Genomic DNA, 19,309 nt, shown 5'->3' with positions numbered 1-19,309 from the left:
GGTTCGGCCTAGCAAGCCTGTGTCGATGTCATTTGCCTCGCAGCTCCCCGCTCCATGATCTCGCGCAGGACCTCGCGCGTCTGCTGGCGCGCGACCTGGCGCGGCAGCAGATATCCCAGCAGAATCAGGTCGCCCCGAAAACGGGGTAGGCGACCATCATGACGACCCTCGTTGCGATTACAGGAAGCACGAATGGAGGAAAGATGAAGCGGTGTGCGATATATGCGCGGTATTCAACGGACAAACATGACGTGCAGTCGATCGAGGCGCAGCTGATGATGTGCCGGCGCGAGGTCATACGCCAGGGCTGGCAGGAGGTGCTGTGCTTCACAGACGCAGCGGAGTCGGCGGCTACGATGCACCGCCCCGGTATGAAGGCGCTGCTGGCGGCGGTTGCCGCAGGCGGCGTCGACATCGTCTACGCCGACGCCATGGACCGGCTGTCGTGCAGTCAGGCCGATATCGCGACATTGTTCGACCGTCTCCGGTTTCGCGGCATCGTCCTAGCGACGCGCAAGGAAGGCATAGTCACGCCGCTGCACATCGGCATGATCGGTACGATCAACGCCGAGCAGTTGAGCGCCACCAGCGACAAGACGCGCGATGCGCTCGTGCGTCGTCACGCGATGGGGCAGAACCCCGGCGGCTCTGCCTACGGCTACGAAAAACGCATCGAGCACGACGGCAATGGCGAACGCATCCGCGGCCTGCAGCAGATCGTGCCCACCGAGGCCGCGGTGGTGGTCCGGACCTTCGAGGACTATCCGGCCGGCCTGTCGCCCATCGCCTTCACGCGGCGCATCAATGCCGACGGTGTGCCCTCGCCGCGCAACGGCAAAGCCAGCAGACATCCGCTCGCTAAGGCCGCGGCATGGACGCCGAACACGCTGACCGGCAATGCCGCGCGCGGCACCGGCATCCTCGACAACCCGCTGTGTGTGGGCCGACGACTGTACGGCAAGCAGACCTATCGCAAGAACCCGGAAACGAGAAAGCGCCATGCCTTCATCAATCCGGAAGAGAAGATATCCGATGACGTCAAGTCACCGGCGCTCAGCATCGTCACGCTCGAACTCTGGGAACGGGTCAAATCCCGTCAAGCTACGCTGCCGCGTGCAGCGAAACCGCGCACCGAGATAGGCACGCTGCCGTTCTTCGCTCAGCAGCGCCCGAAATATCTGCTGAGCGGCACGATGATCTGCGGCAGCTGCGGCGGGAGCTATACGAAATCGGGCAAGACCCGGTTCGGCTGCCAGGCCGCCGCCAAGAAAGGACCCACTTGGTGCGACCGGCTGACGATCCGCCAGGACGAACTCGACATACGCGTGCTGGCAGGCTTGTCGGGTGAGATGCTGCGTGACGATGTCGTTGCAGCGTTCCTTCTAGAATACGAGGCAGAGACCCGGCGCTTGACGGCGGAAACAGTTAGCGCCCGCCCCGAGCGCGAAGCCGAACTGGCCAATCCCGATCAGCAGCTCTCGCGCGCCAAGGCGGCCATCCTCGAAGGCGTGGATGCGATGGTGTTCGTAGAGGAGATGAAAATCTGGACAGAGCGGCGCATGGTCCTGCTCGCCAAACAGGAACTTACCGAACAGGAAACCACAGACAGCTTCCCGGAGCCCGGGCTGTTTACCCCGGAACTGAGCCGCGCTTATCGCGAGAAGGTCGAACAGTTGACCGCGGCCTTCAAGGACGAAGCGCTGAAGGCGCAGGCGTTCGAACGGTTGCGCGCGCTTATTGAGGCTGTGGTGCGGACGCCGGAAGGCGGCGATCTCGCGTTCGAGCGGTACGGCGAACTGGCATCGATGCTGTCGCTGTGCGCTGAGCCAGAAACGCGAAAACCCTCCGCGGGTGAGCCCTTGGAGGTGTTGCAAGTGAGTTTGGTTGCGGGGACGTGCAGCCACTTTGATTTGTTGACCCACTGTCGTTGCTGACGCCCTTTTGACGCACGTATACTGTACACCATCATCACATTAAGCGACCCCTTTTACGACGCAGCCCTTGGCAGCTTCAATTCTCGAAATAGGATCGAATTTCGGGAATGGTGAGGAAAGCGGATCTGCGGCTTTCGGGCCGATGCGCCGGGAAGTTTACACCGTGGATTACCGATTTGTGAGCAACCGCTTCCTATACAGCGCGTCCGGGGCCTTAGCCGCTTCGATCCTGATACGGCGATGAAGCACCCCCACCATCAACGGACCGCCTACTAGCATCAGACCGACCAGCGCCTCTATGAAATTCGGTAACCAGCCAGCCAGCAGAGCCGCTGCATAGATCAGCACAAAGAACCCGAACCATGTAAATGCCGCAGCATCAACGATGAGCAGCGGCGTCCTATTTTGATAGTGCTGGTGTGCAAAACGCCAAAATGCCGCTTTCATGCTGCTCCTATCTCGATTTAGGGCCAACCGTAACGTCGGCTTTCGGGACGCGCTACCTGCACTTCGAACGGCAACAATTGGGCGTTCATGCCCGAGCCGGCGTTCTCGCGAGGGATCTTAATCGAGAACGCGACGGCCTTCTCGATTGCCGTTCCAAATGGAAAAGGCAGTCTGTCAGGGCGGCCTCGGATTTGCGAATGAAGGAGACGGTACAGCGCCTAAGCGCTTACGGCTCATTTAGCATTCGGCACTAAATCGGGATCATGTCACCCACCAACCTCCCCGGTGTCGGGTTGCCGAGCCGCCAGCGTCTTACACTAACCGAACGCATCGTGTTCGGGCTCTATGCAGCGGTATTCTGTCTGTGGGTGTTCGACATCAATGCGGCTGATACTGCTCTGGTCACGCCGATCAACGGGCGCTTCCTTGGCGGGGTGACTTGGCTTGGCGCGTTCCTTGGAGTCATGCTCGGCTGGTTCGTCGTCCGCTACTCTACGCGAACGCGAGCGGAGGCGTCATTCCGACGAAAGGTTATCATGGCCTCGCTGGTGCTTGTTACGTTCGGGACGTTCTACGCGGTCATTTTCGACCATGTCGCGTGGCGTGCAGCCAACATGCGAGCCTTTGCGGATAGTAGCTCCCCGATTACCTGGGCGCACTTTCCGATCGTCTCATATCGTATGCGCAAATCGCAGCCTGTTGTTTTGATCGACAGGCAGGGGGAGGAACGCCCGATCCCGATCTCACTAGCCGACTATCAATTGCTGGAGGCCACGGCCCACTCGTCCCGTTACTGTCTCAACCTACAACGTCAGCAGGTCGGAAGCGCCGTTCGCGTTTTTCGCCCTTCGGGTGCCGCGCCTAACGTTATCCCGGTAGAAGCTTGCGTTCCCAGCTAAGGTCAGACCGAAGGGTGTGACACCGCGTACAGATGGCAATTTGTTTTCGGATCAGACAGATCGGGGGGCGGCTGTTTCTCAAAATAGCATCCCTTTTTGAGAAAAGGCCGCGGCATCAGCCAACGTCCGCTAACCCCATCTGCCTTCCCAATAGCGGACGGGCCGCTTTCCTTCCCATTCCGGCCATCCTGATGCAAAAATCAAAAGTTTTGCATCAACTAACCCACGAGCCGACCTGACCTCACGTCGCTGGCCTGCTACTGTATTTCGAAGCAGCGGATGGATCGATGCGATAGCCATCGGGCGTCCTCACAAGATCGCTATGTAGGGGGATGGTCGAGCGATTGACGATCGATAGTGATAATGTACCGGGCCATCGTGCTTTGACTTCGCGCATCGCTTTTTCTTGAAAACGAAGGGCTAGTTTCTCGTCCTCACCTCGCGCGAACATGATCCAGACCTGACCAAGATGATCAGCCTGATCCATAATGGTGGCCCAAGATTCTTTGTCGTCCGATCCTCGCCATACCGCAGCGTGGATACTCATTTTGGCTTGCGGCATTGCAGTCCCGGTGTCCCGTAAATCGTCGTCGCTCGCAGCATCGACGTGCGCTCCTTCCGTCCGCGCCGTATCACGTAGGATAGCTAGAAATTCTGCGCGATCCTTGGCCTGCGGGAGCGGGACCTCGAAGGCAGCAACAGTTTCGTTGCTGACCGGCTGGGTTGCGACACCGCACGCTGCGGCAGCAAAGAACATCGTGAGAAGTGCCAACATCCGCATCGTTGCAGGGTATCGCGGTTCAACTGCTCGTCAATATCCGCTTCGGATCACATTTCCACGCTCCTGATGCAAAACTCACGAGTTTTGCATGAAGCTTGATCGTTAGCGCTGGCTGCATTTTAGATCGATCGCACGCCGATCGAGGTCGCTGAGGGTTTCCCCAATCCTAGCGGTTTCATTATCCCAGCAACGCTGCTTCGGCGTGCGATCGTCCCTTTGTTGAACGGGCAACACGTACATAGGATATGGAAAAACAGGCTTTTTGCTCTCGGGCACGGCAGGCGCTGCATGTTGAAACGATGAATTCGCCTTTGACATATTCTGTGTCTGCAAGGATGCGATCAGGGTCATTCCGAACGTGATTATCGTTGCCATCATCACCGCGTCTCCCCGTTGCCAATCCGTCGAGTATCCACCTGGACTGCTGACAAATACCCCTACGTAACGATTTAGCCCTCAGCCCCGACGCGATGAAAAACTCACAAATTTTAGATCAGGCTGAGAACGGCGGAGTTCTCAGGTTTTCTTGATGCACAGATCCGATGCGTATCGTATCATTCGCAGAAACCTCCGGTGGCAAGTCGTCTCCTTTGCAAACGATGCGACACGGACCCTAGCGTTGGAAATAGAGATTATGGAAGGCGTAGAAGATTTTTTCGCAAGGGCAAGGTGGATCTCAGCCGCGCTGGGTCTCGCAATATTTATTTTGGCTATAGTAGGTCTTTTAAAACCTACGCCTCCCATTTCATCATCGTTGGCAAATGTATTATACATAAGCATTTGCTGTGGCAGTGTTATGCTACAGGACGGTCATATGATGTTTAACAGGAAATCTGCCAGTTATCGCCTTTATGTAATAAAGACTGACTTAGACGCTGATGTTGATGGCGATCCGGTTATTACGGTGGATCATCAGGTCGAGGTTCTTCCTAAAGCTCAGAGAAACCGTCTTAGCTTTTGGCGTTATCCGTATCGAACAAATATAACAAATGCTTATGACGCCAGGCGGGAACGGCCCAATCGTATTTCCATGTGGGGGGCGGATTACAGTGGGCCATATGATTTCGTTCTTACGCCGAGATAGTGCCCCTAAAGGCATTCCTACGCCCAAAGCCTTTCGTCTGATTTTACATCCAACCCAGCTATTCAATCATACTCCGATGCAGCCGCAATATCGTCGCTTGATTGGGTGAGGCGGGTGCATAGCCGTAAATCATGCGCGGATTGCGCATTGGATTTATGCACCGGAAGTGCTTGAATTCTCGCCATTTTTAAATTGATGCAAAACTTGTGAGTTTTGCATCACGCCTGCGGGAGAGCGAGTGGTTAGCTGCCGTTCCGCGAAGCGCGTTTAGACAGGAATCTGATTGTGAGGCGACTGGCAAGCAGCGCGATAGGCGTGACTACCACAAGCGCGACCAAGCTCCCGATTATGACATTACCGGGCGCGGTGTCGTCCGCTTCCATCGTCATTATCCAATCAACAAATGAAGCGCCGATTAGAACTGGCATACTGAGAGTCCCTAATGTCAGGGACAACGCATTGCTCTTGGTGAGCAGACGGCAAACAGCGGCTACTGCGCCCGCAATCAGGGCAACACCCAAAATGATGCCAACGATGACGAGCGGTAAAATCAGCATTTGCTCGTCATGCAAGGGCTATTGAATGCTTGCAAGTGGGGTCAGCCCACGGCGGTTTTGCCCTACTGATTTTGATGCAAAACTTTTGGTTTTTGCATCACGAATGGCCGGGATGGGAAGGAAAGCGGACTGGCTGCTTTGCGACGAGGAAGTTGGTTAGCTGCCGTTCGCTAAGCCGCCGTCAACACCGCTTTGCCGGCATCAGTCCAAGCACCACCTCGTCCGGATGGTGAAACAAGCCCATACTTCGCAAGGAGAGCAACGGCGTCTTCACCGGCTCCCATAGCCTCGTGATCCAGCCAATCGGCCTTCCCACTGCCGAGATACTGCTCGCACATCCAAGCAAGTGCGGTCAGCAGCTGACGTTCGTCATCGGTCATGGTGCACTTCCTACTTTATGGCGGCGCAATCGCTATGTTCGCCATTGAGCGGAAGCGGAATGGCCTAAATGGGAAGGAATGCGGACCGTCCGCTATCGGGAAGGCGGATAGCGTTGGCGGCCGTCGCCCGACGCTGCGGCCTTTCCGAAAAAAGATGGCAGACTGTTCGAAAACTCGCTGCCCGATTGGAGAATGCGGGCGCCGAGTTCAGCCTAACCGCGCTCGCCTATAATGTTACGCGAGCCAACACCGTCATCGGCATCCCGGGCATGATACGGGCGGTGAGGGCCTGATCCGCGCCGCCAACTACGCCGGCACAGCGTCAGACATGCTCTCATCGAGCCATTCCACCGCCGGTACAGAAGCAAACCCGGATTTAGCGCCCTCATCCCCCCTCCAGGAGGAAAACGCCAGGTGCGGCGTGCCCAGCGAGTTTTCTCACAGTCTGGATGGTGAAATGGGAAACTCGGAACCGATCGCTAACGACCGTATGTGTGGCAAGTGGCCGCTCCCGGCCCCGCATGGGTTGAGGCGGCCGTAGCGCCAGTGCTCGCTATTGGGCGGGGTTCGCATTTGGCTTTGTTTGGAAATTCAGTCTGAACGGAACTGCGGGCGCGCCATTCTGATCAGTGAAGTTCGTGTACGGCGGATTGTTGAACCAGACTTCGTAGCGGCGATCAGGTTCGGCCTCGCATGTTAGCGTGAAGGTTCTCCCATCGGCCGATTGCGTTGGCTGGTTCGTACCGCAATTGGGGTAAGTCTCAGCACTTCTTTAAACGAAGGAATAGCTCCTTGGCCGCATAGGTCGGTCAAACGTGACGCTTAGGTCTGTTGGGCCGGGTTCTACGGTAGCGCCTTGCGTCGGAAAGGTGGAGATTACCTTCGGGGCCGCGGGCTTGGGCGCCTCACCTGAAATGAGGTGAATGCCCCCGATCGCGGCTGCGGCTACGAATGCTGTCAGCATGGTGAGGAATCTCCAGCGGCTCGAAAATGGCGAGCTCTCCGTTGCCCCGACGTGGGGCGGCCCCGACTGTTGCGGGGCGGCGGGCGTTGGCGAAACCACAGTTTTTATGGGTCCAAGATTTTTGGCCTTTTCGATCTCAGCCAAGAGGCGTGCAGCTCCTCTGCTGCTGCTCGATTGCGTTTTAGCGCGAGCCTCCCGAAGGCGCTCGTTAACGGTATGAACTGCCAGGCCCAAGGAGGTGGCTACACTTTTCGCGTCGTGCCCCTGAGTTAGCAGCCGCAGTACCTCACGCTCTTTTTCGCTCAAACCGAACGGCGCTTCTGACACGACGATCCTATCAGGTCCGGATTAATGGTGACGGATCAGTACGGCGCTGCATCATCTATCGCCATTCCCGATTGGGAAGAATTTCCGGATCCGGTGCGTCGGCGCCGTTACCCCGGAGGCCAGCAGGAAAGGCCGCTAGTGTTTACTGAAAGCGGCTGATCGAGCCGACGCTGGGTCTGTGGGGGATGACCAAAGCTGCGCAGGAACGCACACCGCATGCGCTCTGCATCTGCGAACCCGACAAGCAGCGCGACCGTCCCGACAGGTTCATTCCCGTCGCGGAGGCGGATGCGTGCGGCTTCGCAGCGCAGACGTTCGATCGCACGTGCTGGCGTTTCACCCGTTTCCTTCCGAAACAGGCGAGTGAATTGACGAACGCTCAGGCAGGCAGCCTCAGCAAGCCGATCGATTGATAACGGTTCTGAGAGGTGGTCGCGTGCGTAGGTTAGCGCCTTGCGGATGCGGTCGGTCCGCGGCTCCATCTGTGAGATTGCCGCGTACTGCGATTGTCCACCTGGTCGCCGGTGATACACGACGAGCTCGCGTGATACCGATTTGGCCATTTCTGCGCCATGATCAACTTCAATTCGTGCCAGCATCAGGTCAATACCAGCGGTCATGCCCGCTGACGTCCAGATCGCACCATCGTTGATGAAAATCCGGTCTGCATCGACCGTCACTCTAGGATATCGATCCTGCAGTCTTTGTGCGAACTGCCAGTGGGTTGTCGCTCGTTTGCCGTCCAGATAGCCCGCAGCGGCAAGCAGGAACGCACCGGTGCAAATGCTTGCGATGCTCGAGGCTTCGGCAGATGCACGCTGGATACCTGCAATGTTGTCAGGTTCCAGCATCGGTTCGATCATGCCGCCCACCACCACAACCGTCTCGGCGGGGGACGCCCCCGCAAGGCGTGCCGTCAGGCTCAGCCCCGCATCACCCAACACAGTATCGCCGTCTTTGGAGATGAGTTCGATTCGGTAATACTCTGCGCCAAGCAGACGGTTTGCCGCAGTCAAAGCGGCCGTTGGCCCGGCCAGATCCAGAAGTTGAAAGCCTTCGCAAAGGTAGAAAGCGAACGGCGCTGACATCGTACCTCCTAATGAACCAAGCCAAACCACCTCCTAAGCAAGTTGCTTCCGGACGCATCGGCAAAAGCAGCCTATGGCCGAAATCGAGGGATTAATGCCCTACAGCCAAGTGCCGGGGGCGGCGTAGATCGGCCGAGCGATCGTTCAGTACGGCTGATGATATCCTCGGCCGTCCACCCGAACCATTCTAAGCCGCACCAGCCGCCCCCCAAACACGGAGATTTCATGCGCACGTTCCTGCTCTCAGCTACCTTTTCCATCGCTGCCCTCCTGCCACATCCCGCCACCGCGCAAGATGCCAGCTTTTACGACTGTCAAAATGATCGCATTCGAATCGCGATCGCGCCAATGGAGCTCGACAAGGCTCTCGCAAAGTTCACCAGCATCACGCGCTGTCCGGTGTCTATCGATCTGGATCAGGTAAGGAGCCGACCTACCCGAACCATCAAGACCGCATTGACCAAAGGACGCCTGACGCCTGGGCAGGCACTCGCGCGCATGTTGCGGGGCACGCCGCTGAAAAGCACGCCTATCCATGGCGGCTTCTCGGTGAGCAAGTAAGGTGGCCACCGTCCCGCCTGCACAACAGCAACCCTCAGCGCTTCCGGTGACTGGGTGGGACGGCCTGCGCTATCCGCTTTCCTTGCGAATGCTACACTGGACTCGTGCCGTGCTAGTCATCAGGATGATTGCGGCGGGGTCGTTGATGACGAGCCTCGATGACGCGACACCGTGGAAGTACGGCACGCTTTATCCAACTCACAAATCGTTTGGGCTACTGATTTTCGGACTGGTTGTGATCCAGATCGTGATCCGGTTGCGAGCGACGCTTCCGCCTTCCGCCCCCGGCATGGGTGTATGGGAAGCGCGGCTGTCGAAGCTGGTCCACGCAGCCATGTACATGTTGCTCGTGGCGGTGCCGCTGATGGGGTATGCGATGTCGAGCAGCTACAGCCACAGCGATGGGGTTACCTTTTTCGGCTTCCCCGTTGCCGAACTCCTTCCCAAGGATGACGCGCGTTTCGCGGCATTCCAGCTCCTTCACAAAATCATGGCCTACACCTTATTGGCGATGATCGTCCTTCACGTCGCTGGCGTGGTGAAGCACCGGTATTTCGACAAGCGCCCCGGTAGCGACGTTCTGCCGCGAATGCTGTAGGCACGCACGCCTTGAGAGCGCTGATTTGTCAGCGCTCTCGCGTGTACCGCCGATTACTGGCCAGGCTCTGGTGTGGGCCAGGGGCAGATCGCTACCGCAATTACCCAATCTTGCCCGGATACTCCATGAACAGGGCAACGTTGCGTGCGGCTTTCGGGCCATACGTTTTTGCGATGTCAGTCAGCGCGATATCCAGGGCGAATGTCGCCTCACGCGCCTCGAGCGGGGCTAGCATGCGGCTGACCTTCGCGCTGCCGGCAACCATGTCAGGCAGCACGATAAGGCCGTGAGCCAGCCGCACCGGTGCCTTGCTCGATGCAACGGCATAGCCAAACGTATTACCCGTCCGGCTGTAAGCCTCTGCCGTCAGCGCGAGTGCGATCTCATCGTCGCCGGCTTTCACTGGGATGCCCAGCGTGACGTCCGGCCGGGCATCGCGGGCAGGCATGTTTGCATTGCCAGGGTCAGACTGGAATGCATCGCTGTTGTGCCTCGAGCTCCAGTTATCGATGCCCACGTCGCGAGCAACCTGAGCGGCTTTTGCCGGACCTGCGATCGCTTCGACCAATGCGATCGACGTCGGCATTGATGCACTGACCCCGGCGCTGGAAGCGACTTTACCGTCAGCGACGTAGCGTATGTTCTTCTGCCACTTGACCTTGGGGAACCGCTTAGCCCGGAACCCTTCATTGCTGTAGTGGGATGTGGCCCGGTGGCCATCGAACAAGCCCGTATTGGCAACAGCCATTGCGCCGTAGCAGATGCTGATTACGGTGCAGCCCTTGGCGGCCTGCGCCTTGATCCAGCCTAGCAGTTCAGGATCGCTATCGTTTTCGACCGCTGGCACGAAGATGTAGTCGGCACCTTCTGGATGTCGCTTGTCAAACTCGTCGACCGTGGCTTGGAGCTGGAAGGTGAGCGGCTGCATCTTCACAGGACCGGGCTTGATCGAAACCGCCATGACATCGGCGACGCCGGAGCGTGCCATCACACCGAACGGGATGCAGAAGTCACTGATAATCGTGCCCTCATTCAGGCCGACGATAGCAACGAGAGGCTTGGTGCGGCCATAGCGTGCCTGGTAAGGCGCGATCTTCTCCACGCTGGCGTTCTTGGATGCGTCAAAGACCCCGGAGACCGTCTCGGCCTGCCCGGCGATAGCTCTGCTACCTAATGCCGCTCCGCCAAGGGTTACTGCTGCAGAGACGATGGCCGTCCTTCGATTGATAGTACGCATTGGCACCCCTGTGTCTTGATGTGTTGGACACCTGTCTGAGAGTAGCATCATGGCGTAAAGGACGTGGATCACTGGCTTTCGGCCATACCAATTGCCGCTGGCAGGCATAATTTTGCCATCGCCAACAATGTGTCTCTGCGCGACTGAGTTGGTCCCAGGAATCCGCGGCTAATGGCTTGATCGATGAAGGGACGTGAGACGAAATGCCCCAGTGACAGTGTGGAGCGTCCTACGTAGTGCCATTGCGTGCAAGCAATCCGCCGTCTCGTCTTGGCTCATACCCTATTAGCCGCGCTGATTTGCGTCGCTGTGTTGGCGCTGCGCATTCTGATTCCCACCGGGTACATGATCTCCGTCAATCATGGACGGATCGCCGTGACCCTGTGCTCCGGCGTTGAACAACAGCAGCCATCGATGGCGATGGACATGGCCGGCATGGATCACACCATGCCGGAGCATGAGAAATCGAAGGAGCATGGCAAGGCAGAGATACCGTGTGCGTTCTCCAGCCTGTCTGCCCAGGCGCTAAGTGCCGTCGACCCATCTCTACTCGTTGCAGCGCTCGCCTTTGTCGCCGCGCTCGCGCTGTACGGTTTGTCTCCAACGATCATCCGCTCGGCGTCCTACCTGCGCCCACACCTACGCGGACCACCTCAGGGCGTCTGATCCGAGTACGCCGACTGCCTGAACCAACTCAGGTATGTTCTCCCGACGGGCAAAGCCCGTCTTCCGACGTGCCTCGCAGTCGCATCCTGACTTCGTCGAGCGTGCAGTGCAGCCTTTCGGGCGCCCGCCCCTCCTTGCGATAATGGATTTCGATCGAGGGGGTGCGCCGTGTCGCTCTAGGAATTCCCATGACACCTCGTATCGCGTTGGCGCTTATCGCCGCGCTTGCTTCGCCTTTGTCTGCGCAGATCGCACGTAAAGGTTCGATCACCGCTGCTGATCCCTGGTCTCGTGCCACGTCGCCCCGCGCAAACATCGGTGCGGGCTATGTGACGGTACGGAACACAAGCACGCAGCCGGATCAGCTCGTCTCCGCCACATCACCTCGTGCTGCGAAGGTCGAGATCCACACCATGTCGCTCGACGACAGCATCATGCGAATGAGACCCCTTCCCAATGGCCTTGAGATACCGGCGGGTGGCGAGGCATCGCTTGCACCCGGTGGTAATCACATCATGCTAATCGGGCTTAAGTCACCGCTCAAGGCGGGAGAACGCATTCCTGCAACGCTGCGCTTCGCGCGCGCCGGAGATGTTAGGATCGCTTTCAAGGTCGTCGGTGCAGGCTCGACCGTCGCTGGCGTTCGCCAGGGGGGGCGCCAATGATGAGCGTATCCAACGCACGCACGCAGCCGCGTGGAGTAGCAATCAGGGCTTTGCTGGCATCCGGACTGGCAGTCGGCATCGCCGGCTGTTCTGCAAGTCCAGATACCAACAATCGGACCTCAGCGGCAGAGCACGCCGGCCCCGGGGGGGGCTTCAAGCTCGTTGATACTAAGGGCCAGACCGTCACCGATCAGACGCTGAAGGGAAAGCCGTATGCGATCTTTTTCGGCTTTACCCGCTGCCCCGACGTATGCCCCACCACGATGGCACGCATGGCGTTGCTCCATAAGAAGCTTGGCACGCAAGCAGGCAAGATGAACGTCGTTTTTGTCTCAGTCGATCCCGAGCACGACAAGCGCGAGGACATTGCGAGCTTCCTGTCCATGTTCGATGCGCCGGTCATCGGCCTCACGGGCGATCCGGCAGAGCTGAAGCGTATGGAGAAAAGCTTCAAGATCTATGTCGAACGTGTGCCGCTACCCAATGGCGATTACACGATCGATCATACAGCCCGCATTCTGCTCTTCGATCGCGACGGGCAATTCGCAGATACGATGGACGCGAAGGAACCGGAAGATCAGGCAGTCAGACGCCTGAGCCGGCTTATCAATGCATAGGTGGCTGGCACTGGCGGGCGCAATCGCGCTCGCTGGCTGCGGCATTCAGAACACCGTCGTTGAAAAAGGCCGTATCCGCGAGGTGACCGAGGCGCACTTTGGCAGCCCCCGCTTTCCAATCGAGATCGGACCTATCGTCATCAGTGGCGATCACGCGATTGCCGACTGGACCCAGGGCGACTTCGGTGGCCGGGCACTGTTCGAGCGCGGCACCTACGGCTGGTCGCTGGTGCTGTGCAGCGGCGATTCCATCCGTCGAGCCGAGAACCTGAGGCGGGCCGGAGTGCCAGACTTCAACGCGGGATGGATCGCCGATCGGCTTGCCGCCGCAGAGGCCACGCTGCCGCCCGAACGGCTCGCCCGCATGAAGCGCTTCGTTGGGACGGCCGCGGATCATGAGAGATATCTCAAGACCCTGGGGGGGAAATGAAAACCTTATTCTGCTGTCGCGCTCGCCGGCGCCGCGGCGGGCTCGCCAGCACTAGCCCAAAGCACTAATCCTGGGAGCCGCGCTGGCGCGAAAGCGTCAGACCTGCTGTTCGCTTGGCGGCGCACACCGGTTAAATGCCAAGGTGGAATGAAGTGGCCAAGGTCAACAATGCGAGGCCATATAAGGCAGTCTTAAGGCTCATCGCTTGATAGGCGCCGTCAACCCAGATGCTCTGATAGGAGATCGATGAACCTTCTAACCCGCGGTTCGAGCAAACGGCGGCTCGGGTATATTGCTGTGATCACCGCGTCTCCACCGTCGTAGTTAGCGAGTACGCGACCGAGACGACCAGCAGCTAAGTCTTCGGCAACGACGAATTCGGGTAGGAAGGCGAGACCAAGGCCAGCAACAGCAGCGTCGCGAATAGCCTCGCCGCTGTCCAACCTGAGCCGGCTACGTCCCTGTGCCATGATCCACGAACCATCTGGCGCGCGAAACCGCCAGCCCTGTCTTCTACCGCGACTGCTGAAAACAAGACGATCAAAGTCTGCGATCTCCGCTACTTCCTTGGGCTCCCCACGAGCAGCGATGTAGGACGGCGCCGCTACCAACGCCCAACGATACCGAGCGACGACCCGTGACACGAGCCGTGTATCGGACGGCGCCTCGCCAATACGGATGGCGAGATCGAAGCCTTCCTCCACGATATCGGCTTGTCGATCAGTAAAGCTGACCTCCATTTGAAGCTCGGGCCACGCAGCGAGATATGGTGCAATTAGCGGCAGGATCACAAGCCGGCCGTAAGCGTCGGGAACGGTCAGCCGGAGGAGACCACGCGGCGTTCCAGCACGTCCTCCTACGCTCGCTTCCGCATCCTCAACGGCGCGCAACACAGCGAGTCCCCGATCGTAAAAGTTGCGTCCCTCGTCCGTCAGGCTGATTGTTCGTGTCGTCCGGTTCAGAAGGCGGGTGCCCAGCCGGTCTTCTAAACGTCCGATCGATTTGGCCGCGGCCGACCGGGTCAGCCCCATCGCTAGACCTCCTCCGACAAAGCTTCCGGCATCGACTATCGCGACGAACACCAGGATTTCGTTGAGGTTCGTGCCCGCCATCTTCGCCTCTCGCCGCTTTCCCATTTGCGTCACAGGAGCGCTAATATGAGCGTTTGTCTCCGCAGTGTCGAAGCCCATTCGACAATCATGTGACTATATCGATCCTTACTAGACGATATCATTGAACAGGACCCCTATGACCAGCTCCGCTTCGACAACCCTGCGCCTGCTTTTTCCGCAATGGCAGGGAGGTAATAATCCGGCCTATCATTTCGGTTCGGAGTTACTGAACTGGCTCGCGCCAACGGCGACCGGCCCCGTGGAGCACGTTCCGGTCGCCCGGCCCGACGACGTGCTGCTATCGTCTGAGAACGGCATCGTAGCCCGAAGCGCGCTACTCAGCCAAGCGCGGAACGCTCGGCGTCTAATCGACAAGCATCGACCGGATCGACTGGTTGTGCTTGGCGGAGATTGCCTCGTCGATCTAGCGCCGTTTGCCTATTTAAATGAGCGGTACGACGGCGAACTGGCGATCCTCTGGGTCGATACCCACCCCGACGTGATTACACCCAGCGAAGCCGAGCATGGCCACACGATGGTGCTGGGCAACTTGCTCGGTGAGGGCGATGCGCAGTTCACCGCAGAGGTGTCCCGCCCCGTGAAGCCCGGCAATGTCATGTTCGCCGGTCGCCGAGAGACGTCGGACGATTTCCCTGCCATCAAGGCCAAAGAGAACGAACTAATCGATCGTCTCGGCTTGCGGACTGCTGGGCCCGAAGCGTTGGCCAGCACAAGCGCGCCCGTGCTCGACTGGCTCCAGTCCACCGGGGCCAAGCACCTCGCGATTCACTTCGACCTCGATGCGCTCGATCCGACGCTCTTCCGCTCATTACTTTTCTCGAACCCCGATCCGGCTGTGCCGTCGGTCGACACGTACCCATCGGGCCGAATGACTATGCAGCAGATCGTCCGCTTATTGGCGGATGTCAGCGGGGTCGTTGATATCGTCGGACTTGGAATCACCGAACACCTGCCGTGGGACAGCCTGGCACTACACCGGATGTTAGCCCAGCTACCGTTGATCGGCACACCCGGCTGATGAAACGTGCCAGAGCGACGGTCGGACCAGACCGGCCGTCGCCATGGTGCGGGGGCATGGGGCAGCGCACATACAATGCGCCTTTCATGGGGAAAACGCCTTAGCGACGTTACATCGCGACCGATTATATTGTAACTGACACAGCTAGAAGCTCTCCCTGACAGGAACCCGCCACGGGAACGGCGGGCAAAAGCCAGGAGTAATTTCTCCCGCTGCACGCCCCTTTCTCAAAAACCGTTCCCAAAACGTTTTTCCCGAAATGGCGTCTCGACCGAGTTGTGGGAATGACGGGTACACTCCTTGGGCAACGGAAAACACACGATAGTCGCCAATCGGCGTTGGCGACGGCGTTTTGCAACGCTCGAGAGGCTACCGTCCGGAATCACCTGTTTGTCGTACAGCTGTGATCACGACCGGGTTTTACGCACATCGGACTGCGGAATGGCGATACTGGGAAGGATGCGGACCACCTGCTCCTGAGGAAGCGGGTAAAATACGCGCTGAGCGACATGGGACTGGCATTGGAGCCTTCCATCGAGCGTCTGATCGACGGGGCCTCCATGCGTCGGGAAGCGCTTGCACCGGCTGCGGAATGACTGATCCGCATGCCGCTTCCTGATCCGCCGCGCCAGCGGAACGGCACCACCGCTGCCGCATTCGCGCTAACTTGAGCGTTCCGTAACTTTTCTGCACACGGAGAGCTGGCGGCCCGCTGGCGCTATCTCGACAATACTACGTTTTGGCCAATCGGACACCCGGAACCTAATTTAGGTTACTCACATAAAAGCGGCTGGTCGACTGTTCGCGGACCGCGGGGGCTTGGTACCGCCTGCTATTTTCCAGTTATCTGCTGAGCAAGATGAAGAGCGTCGGCTAAAAAAGCACCGATTAGGCTCTCTCCACGCACATCTGCCAGATGCAGCGCCCACGCTATCGCTGCGTAGAGTGATAGCGCGTCTTGATCTTCGGGTTTTTCCATTACGCTAAAGACGCGCTATCTTTTTCTTGCGCAACAATCTCGCTCTATACGAAACACTGAATCTGGAAACATATGTTTGGTCCAACCGCGTTGTTTTATGCGGTACTATCGGCATGAAAAACGATCAGGACCGCGGCTTGGCCGCTGAAGACATTTTGGCGGTTCGCGCTCTACGCAAACGCCTATTCCCAAGCGACATATTCGACGAGCATGCGTGGAGCATGCTGCTCATCTTGTTCGTCGGCTACGTCAAAAACGAGATAATTTCAGAGCAAACGTTGATGACCCGCGCTGAGGTCAGCACTGCATCGGGCAGTAGATGGATAGCGCATCTAGTTGAAGAAGGACAAATTGAGCCAAGACAGACTAACGACGTTGTAGCTCTGTCGAATGATGCCCTGACGAATTTACGAACATTTCTTGATGAATCGTGCAATATTATTGGCGATGACAAATAGGTCACGTATGCTGATGTAGAGAACCGCACCTTTTCAACAGGCATTAAGTGTTTATTTCAGGCGCTTGGTTGTCTGTTATGTATTTCACATGCAGAGACATATTTGTAAGCGCTTGATATAAAACGTAATACTAAACCATATCCTATGATAGTTGTTATCGTATCGGCGCGCACTATATCTTAGCTGTAGGTGCTTGAAACAGTATCCTTTGAAGTGCGCGCAATTTTGCCCTGCATTTTGCAGGGGGCGTTAATGCCAGATGATAATTCGGTGTCGCTAGCGCGAATGGTACAAAAGCTGGCGACGCACTCGAGGCTGACCGATGATGATCGTGCCGTCTTGTTGAACCTGCCAAGCAAGGTGCGATCGTTCGAACCCGGCAGCTATATGAACCGTGACAACGATCATTCGACGCAATGCATCGTTCTTATTTCCGGCTTCGCCTTCCGCCACAAAATCAGCAAGGATGGTAAGCGCCAGATAGTATCCATTCACCTTGCAGGGGAGGTTATTAACCTACAAAGCCTTTTCCTCGAGGCAATGGATCACAACCTGCAAGCGCTTACCAGATGCAGTGTAGTCCTAATTCCAATATTAGCTTTACGGTCTCTGATATTCGAGAGACCACCAATATATGCGGCATTCATTACAAGCAGTATGGTGGAAGCATCCATTTACAGGGAATGGATACTGAATAACGGGCGGCGAGACGCCCGAGCACGAATTGCCCATCTACTGTGCGAGTTTGCCGTCCGGTCGGACGCTCTTGGTATTAATCATGGAGGAATCTACAACTTGCCCATGACTCAAGAGCAGATAGGCGACGCTGTCGGCCTGACGGCTGTGCATGTTAATCGTACCTTGAAATCCCTGTCTAATGACGGTCTCATTACTCAAAGCGGACGTGGGGTTACATTTCCGGATTGGGATCGCCTGAAGGACGAAGCTGGCTTCAATACGCGCTACCTTCACATGAGCCAATCAGGGGAGCCGGGCTGACGAAATTCCTGGTGTTAGCGCAAATGCGTTGCTCCTTTGGCGACGAGCTGGTGCCATGCGTTTGATAACGCGCCGATTCCGCAAGCCAGCAGAAAGGTGGAGCCCGCTTGAAGCGATGCTGCGCAGATCTGCTGACATTGCTCCCTGGACCGCCGCCAAACGGGTCACGGCCTTATGGGCAGGCCTCATAGCTCTCGATGGCGCGACGGGACCGCACTATTCCCTCAGCGCCCTCTATCTCCTGCCGCTCTGTCTTACGACTTGGTGCCTAGGTAGGCTGGTGGGGTTGGGCCTTGGAGCGGTAGCGGTTCTTGCGACGCTATACCTCAACGGATTTGGCGACGGACTCTCGGCGCAAGCCTCCTCCATTCCAACGGGGACCGCGGCCTGGAACGCGGGCATGAGAACGTTTGCCGTGGTTTTTATCATCTTCCTCGTGGGAGCGTTCCGCAGAACCTTCGATCGCGAGCGTGCCAACGCGCAGATCGACCCACTCACTGGCCTGGGCAACCGGCGGTCGTTCAATCGCGAGTGCAAGCGCCTGGAGCTGTCGGCTCCTCGCGATGGTCGTATCCTCCTGTGCGGCATGATCGATCTCGACAACTTCAAAGCGGTGAACGACCTCCACGGCCATTCCGCGGGGGACGATGTATTACGGATTGTAGCAGAGGCGCTTGCCGCAGCTGTCCGGCCATATGACGTTACCGCTCGCCTGGGTGGCGACGAATTCGCGTTTTGTCTCGCTGTGCGAGATGATGCCTCGGCAGAGCGGAAAACCGAGAAGATCCATCGCGAACTGATTACTGCGCTAGAAGCGTCTGAATGGAGAGCAACTTGCAGCTTGGGGGCGGCGACAGGAAGCACCCTCAACGAGACGCTCAATCTGGCTGACAATATGATGTTCGAGGCTAAGCGCGCTGGAAAAAGCGCCTGGATATTCTCGCGCTCTGGTCCACTTGAAAAGCGGGAACGCTAATAGGCAAACGAATTTGGCTCAGTGGTAATGTTCTACCGGCATACATTTCCTGACAGACATATGTCGTTGCTCTGTCGGTGCAGATGAGAAATCGTAGCGCGGATAATGTGCCGCAGCTTTTTTAACGAGGACGCCGTGTGACATGACATTTCCATCCGGCTACTTGTGCAAATGATTGTAAGCTCATACTGGCTCGCCGATTAAACGGAGTTCTTTATGACTGACGATGCCTATCAGCCGTAAGCGCGGTCTGAGGGCCGCCTTGTAGGCGGAGCGTTCAACGGGTTGATGGCAGCTCTTTGAACGGGGCCGTAATGTCGGACGAGACTATCGAACCAGCTGCAGATGTAGCGAGTAGTCATACGACCGGTCGTATGAGTGGTCGTATCGAGATTGTCGGGCGGGTGTCGGGTCGACGCCGCTGGACGGTCGAGGAGAAGCTGGCGATCCTGCGCGATGCGTTTGGGCCGGATGGGTCGGTCCGGGCGGCGGTCGAGCATCACGAGGTCGG

21 protein-coding genes are annotated in these 19,309 nt (G+C 57.8%); 12 read left to right on the top strand and 9 right to left on the bottom strand.

Annotated elements, in window-relative coordinates:
- Positions 1–158 precede the first annotated feature (158 nt).
- Complete coding sequence (locus tag C8J25_RS04945; RefSeq protein WP_107952781.1) at positions 159–1,934, top strand: recombinase family protein; 1,776 nt, start codon at positions 159–161, stop codon at positions 1,932–1,934.
- A 168-nt stretch (positions 1,935–2,102) separates the two neighbouring features.
- On the opposite strand, the gene C8J25_RS04940 is transcribed toward C8J25_RS04945, so the two are convergent.
- Positions 2,103–2,381, bottom strand: coding sequence for a hypothetical protein (locus C8J25_RS04940; RefSeq protein ID WP_107952779.1), 279 nt, complete (start codon positions 2,379–2,381; stop codon positions 2,103–2,105).
- A gap of 263 nt (positions 2,382–2,644) precedes the next feature.
- Here C8J25_RS04940 and C8J25_RS04935 point away from each other — a divergent pair, with 263 nt between their 5' ends.
- A complete protein-coding gene (locus C8J25_RS04935) occupies positions 2,645–3,280 on the top strand; it encodes a hypothetical protein (protein WP_107952776.1) in 636 nt (211 codons plus the stop codon).
- Between the two features lie 241 nt (positions 3,281–3,521).
- Here the strand turns inward: C8J25_RS04935 and C8J25_RS04930 are convergent, their stop codons facing one another.
- The 6 genes from C8J25_RS04930 to C8J25_RS04905 all read right to left on the bottom strand — a co-directional run bounded on the left by C8J25_RS04930 (position 3,522) and on the right by C8J25_RS04905 (position 8,461).
- Complete coding sequence (locus C8J25_RS04930) at positions 3,522–4,061, bottom strand: hypothetical protein (protein ID WP_107952774.1); 540 nt, start codon at positions 4,059–4,061, stop codon at positions 3,522–3,524.
- A gap of 102 nt (positions 4,062–4,163) precedes the next feature.
- Positions 4,164–4,412 (bottom strand): hypothetical protein, encoded by a 249-nt coding sequence (locus tag C8J25_RS04925; RefSeq protein WP_146173296.1) that lies wholly within the window; start codon positions 4,410–4,412, stop codon positions 4,164–4,166.
- A 975-nt stretch (positions 4,413–5,387) separates the two neighbouring features.
- Positions 5,388–5,702, bottom strand: coding sequence for a hypothetical protein (locus C8J25_RS04920; RefSeq protein ID WP_107952769.1), 315 nt, complete (start codon positions 5,700–5,702; stop codon positions 5,388–5,390).
- Between the two features lie 170 nt (positions 5,703–5,872).
- On the bottom strand, positions 5,873–6,082 hold the full coding sequence (locus C8J25_RS04915; RefSeq protein WP_107952767.1) for a hypothetical protein: 210 nt from the start codon (positions 6,080–6,082) through the stop codon (positions 5,873–5,875).
- A gap of 772 nt (positions 6,083–6,854) precedes the next feature.
- Positions 6,855–7,373, bottom strand: coding sequence for a LuxR C-terminal-related transcriptional regulator (locus C8J25_RS21365; RefSeq protein WP_107952765.1), 519 nt, complete (start codon positions 7,371–7,373; stop codon positions 6,855–6,857).
- A gap of 107 nt (positions 7,374–7,480) precedes the next feature.
- Positions 7,481–8,461: a GlxA family transcriptional regulator gene (locus C8J25_RS04905; protein ID WP_107952762.1), complete on the bottom strand. Its 981-nt coding sequence runs from the start codon at positions 8,459–8,461 to the stop codon at positions 7,481–7,483.
- A 225-nt stretch (positions 8,462–8,686) separates the two neighbouring features.
- Here C8J25_RS04905 and C8J25_RS04900 point away from each other — a divergent pair, with 225 nt between their 5' ends.
- Positions 8,687–9,022, top strand: a complete 336-nt coding sequence (locus C8J25_RS04900) for a hypothetical protein (protein WP_107953337.1) — start codon at positions 8,687–8,689, stop codon at positions 9,020–9,022.
- A gap of 1 nt (position 9,023) precedes the next feature.
- Positions 9,024–9,620, top strand: a complete 597-nt coding sequence (locus tag C8J25_RS04895) for a cytochrome b (protein ID WP_341871518.1) — start codon at positions 9,024–9,026, stop codon at positions 9,618–9,620.
- A gap of 100 nt (positions 9,621–9,720) precedes the next feature.
- On the opposite strand, the gene C8J25_RS04890 is transcribed toward C8J25_RS04895, so the two are convergent.
- Positions 9,721–10,857 carry a DJ-1/PfpI family protein gene (locus tag C8J25_RS04890; protein WP_107952757.1) on the bottom strand — a complete coding sequence of 379 codons (1,137 nt, stop codon included), beginning with the start codon at positions 10,855–10,857 and terminating at the stop codon, positions 9,721–9,723.
- Positions 10,858–11,127: 270 nt separating this feature from the next.
- Here C8J25_RS04890 and C8J25_RS04885 point away from each other — a divergent pair, with 270 nt between their 5' ends.
- From C8J25_RS04885 to C8J25_RS04870, 4 genes are all read left to right on the top strand, one after another.
- Positions 11,128–11,523 carry a DUF2946 family protein gene (locus C8J25_RS04885; RefSeq protein WP_244186779.1) on the top strand — a complete coding sequence of 132 codons (396 nt, stop codon included), beginning with the start codon at positions 11,128–11,130 and terminating at the stop codon, positions 11,521–11,523.
- Positions 11,524–11,711: 188 nt separating this feature from the next.
- Positions 11,712–12,188, top strand: coding sequence for a copper chaperone PCu(A)C (locus C8J25_RS04880; protein ID WP_107952753.1), 477 nt, complete (start codon positions 11,712–11,714; stop codon positions 12,186–12,188).
- Complete coding sequence (locus tag C8J25_RS04875; RefSeq protein ID WP_208622514.1) at positions 12,188–12,805, top strand: SCO family protein; 618 nt, start codon at positions 12,188–12,190, stop codon at positions 12,803–12,805. Before C8J25_RS04880 ends, C8J25_RS04875 begins: the two co-directional genes overlap by 1 nt.
- Positions 12,798–13,235 carry a copper uptake system-associated protein gene (locus C8J25_RS04870; RefSeq protein WP_107952749.1) on the top strand — a complete coding sequence of 146 codons (438 nt, stop codon included), beginning with the start codon at positions 12,798–12,800 and terminating at the stop codon, positions 13,233–13,235. The genes C8J25_RS04875 and C8J25_RS04870 overlap by 8 nt, the downstream gene beginning before the upstream one ends.
- A gap of 218 nt (positions 13,236–13,453) precedes the next feature.
- Here the strand turns inward: C8J25_RS04870 and C8J25_RS04865 are convergent, their stop codons facing one another.
- Positions 13,454–14,425, bottom strand: coding sequence for a LysR family transcriptional regulator (locus tag C8J25_RS04865; RefSeq protein ID WP_208622513.1), 972 nt, complete (start codon positions 14,423–14,425; stop codon positions 13,454–13,456).
- A 58-nt stretch (positions 14,426–14,483) separates the two neighbouring features.
- On the opposite strand from C8J25_RS04865, the gene C8J25_RS04860 reads away from it, so the two are divergent.
- From C8J25_RS04860 to C8J25_RS20640, 4 genes are all read left to right on the top strand, one after another.
- The gene (locus tag C8J25_RS04860; protein WP_107952747.1) at positions 14,484–15,386 is read left to right on the top strand and encodes an arginase family protein; all 903 of its coding nucleotides are present in this window, start codon (positions 14,484–14,486) and stop codon (positions 15,384–15,386) included.
- 1,005 nt (positions 15,387–16,391) lie between these two features.
- On the top strand, positions 16,392–16,823 hold the full coding sequence (locus tag C8J25_RS04855; protein ID WP_146173295.1) for a hypothetical protein: 432 nt from the start codon (positions 16,392–16,394) through the stop codon (positions 16,821–16,823).
- Positions 16,824–17,012: 189 nt separating this feature from the next.
- A complete protein-coding gene (locus C8J25_RS04850; protein ID WP_146173294.1) occupies positions 17,013–17,822 on the top strand; it encodes a Crp/Fnr family transcriptional regulator in 810 nt (269 codons plus the stop codon).
- A gap of 400 nt (positions 17,823–18,222) precedes the next feature.
- A complete protein-coding gene (locus C8J25_RS20640; RefSeq protein ID WP_167397659.1) occupies positions 18,223–18,798 on the top strand; it encodes a GGDEF domain-containing protein in 576 nt (191 codons plus the stop codon).
- The last annotated feature ends 511 nt before the right edge of the window (positions 18,799–19,309 follow it).

The sequence above is a fragment of the Sphingomonas faeni genome, assembly GCF_003053745.1.
GTDB classification, from domain to species: Bacteria; Pseudomonadota; Alphaproteobacteria; order Sphingomonadales; family Sphingomonadaceae; genus Sphingomonas; species Sphingomonas faeni.
The sequence above is the reverse complement of the archived record's forward strand: the minus strand, read 5'-3'. Positions and strand labels throughout refer to the sequence as shown.

Excerpts from the sequence above, each read along its gene's own strand:
- C8J25_RS04945 (WP_107952781.1), top strand. The coding sequence starts at position 159 with ATGACGACCCTCGTTGCGATTACAGGAAGCACGAATGGAGGAAAGATG.
- C8J25_RS04940 (WP_107952779.1), bottom strand. The coding sequence starts at position 2,381 with ATGAAAGCGGCATTTTGGCGTTTTGCACACCAGCACTATCAAAATAGG.
- C8J25_RS04935 (WP_107952776.1), top strand. The coding sequence starts at position 2,645 with ATGTCACCCACCAACCTCCCCGGTGTCGGGTTGCCGAGCCGCCAGCGT.
- C8J25_RS04930 (WP_107952774.1), bottom strand. The coding sequence starts at position 4,061 with ATGCGGATGTTGGCACTTCTCACGATGTTCTTTGCTGCCGCAGCGTGC.
- C8J25_RS04925 (WP_146173296.1), bottom strand. The coding sequence starts at position 4,412 with ATGACCCTGATCGCATCCTTGCAGACACAGAATATGTCAAAGGCGAAT.
- C8J25_RS04920 (WP_107952769.1), bottom strand. The coding sequence starts at position 5,702 with ATGCTGATTTTACCGCTCGTCATCGTTGGCATCATTTTGGGTGTTGCC.
- C8J25_RS04915 (WP_107952767.1), bottom strand. The coding sequence starts at position 6,082 with ATGACCGATGACGAACGTCAGCTGCTGACCGCACTTGCTTGGATGTGC.
- C8J25_RS04905 (WP_107952762.1), bottom strand. The coding sequence starts at position 8,461 with ATGTCAGCGCCGTTCGCTTTCTACCTTTGCGAAGGCTTTCAACTTCTG.
- C8J25_RS04900 (WP_107953337.1), top strand. The coding sequence starts at position 8,687 with ATGCGCACGTTCCTGCTCTCAGCTACCTTTTCCATCGCTGCCCTCCTG.
- C8J25_RS04890 (WP_107952757.1), bottom strand. The coding sequence starts at position 10,857 with ATGCGTACTATCAATCGAAGGACGGCCATCGTCTCTGCAGCAGTAACC.
- C8J25_RS04880 (WP_107952753.1), top strand. The coding sequence starts at position 11,712 with ATGACACCTCGTATCGCGTTGGCGCTTATCGCCGCGCTTGCTTCGCCT.
- C8J25_RS04875 (WP_208622514.1), top strand. The coding sequence starts at position 12,188 with ATGAGCGTATCCAACGCACGCACGCAGCCGCGTGGAGTAGCAATCAGG.
- C8J25_RS04870 (WP_107952749.1), top strand. The coding sequence starts at position 12,798 with ATGCATAGGTGGCTGGCACTGGCGGGCGCAATCGCGCTCGCTGGCTGC.
- C8J25_RS04865 (WP_208622513.1), bottom strand. The coding sequence starts at position 14,425 with ATGGGCTTCGACACTGCGGAGACAAACGCTCATATTAGCGCTCCTGTG.
- C8J25_RS04860 (WP_107952747.1), top strand. The coding sequence starts at position 14,484 with ATGACCAGCTCCGCTTCGACAACCCTGCGCCTGCTTTTTCCGCAATGG.
- C8J25_RS20640 (WP_167397659.1), top strand. The coding sequence starts at position 18,223 with ATGAGAACGTTTGCCGTGGTTTTTATCATCTTCCTCGTGGGAGCGTTC.